Genomic DNA, 823 nt, shown 5'->3' with positions numbered 1-823 from the left:
CGCGTACGTCGGCAGTTCTGTGATCCCGACGACGCCGTCACCGAACAACGTCGCCCAGTCGACGGCACCGCCCGACACGAAGACACCGGCCAACGCGGACAGAACCGACCTCGCCTCGGGCCGGTCCTTGCGCAGAGCGGCGACGAGAACGGGCGGGTCACGGTCGACCCTGCTCTCACCGTCCAGGACAGCCTGCGCGAGAGCGGTGAGCGTGCCGTCCGGGCCGAGTTCGAGGAAGCGGCGAACGCCCTCCTGCCCGTCCAGCGTGCGTACGGCGTCGGCGAAGCGCACCGTCGCGCGGACATGCTCCACCCAGTGGTCGGGCGAGGTCAGCTCCTGCGCGGTGACCGCCTCACCAGTGACGGTGGAGACGATCGGCAGCGCCGGCTGTTCGTAGGACAGGCTCTCGGCCACCTTGCGGAAGTCGTCGAGCATCGGCTCCATCAGCGGGGAATGGAAGGCGTGGCTCACCCGCAGCGCCGTAACCTTCCGGTCCTGGCTGCGGAAGCGGTCCGCGATCTCCTCAACGGCCTCCGCCGCACCCGAGATCACCACCGACTGCGGCCCGTTGACGGCGGCGATGCCCACCCGGTCATCGAGCAGAGGCAGCACCTCGTCCTCGGCGGCCTGCAACGCCACCATCGCCCCGCCCGCCGGGAGCGCCTGCATCAGCCGACCCCGCGCCACCACCAGACGGCACGCGTCCGCCAGCGACCACACCCCGGCCAGGTGCGCGGCAGCCATCTCACCGATCGAATGACCGGCCAGCACATCCGGCCGAACCCCCCACGACTCCAGCAGCCGGAACAGCGCCACCTCCAGA

At 70.8% G+C, this 823-nt stretch carries 1 protein-coding gene; it reads right to left on the bottom strand.

Going from position 1 to position 823, the window contains the following annotated elements:
• A partial coding sequence (locus tag POF73_RS45785) for an acyltransferase domain-containing protein (protein ID WP_272125475.1) occupies positions 1-823 on the bottom strand: 823 nt, incomplete at both ends.

Source organism: Streptomyces sp. HD, from assembly GCF_028369295.1.
Classification (GTDB): Bacteria; Actinomycetota; Actinomycetes; order Streptomycetales; family Streptomycetaceae; genus Streptomyces.
This window is presented reverse-complemented; position numbering and strand designations above follow the sequence as displayed.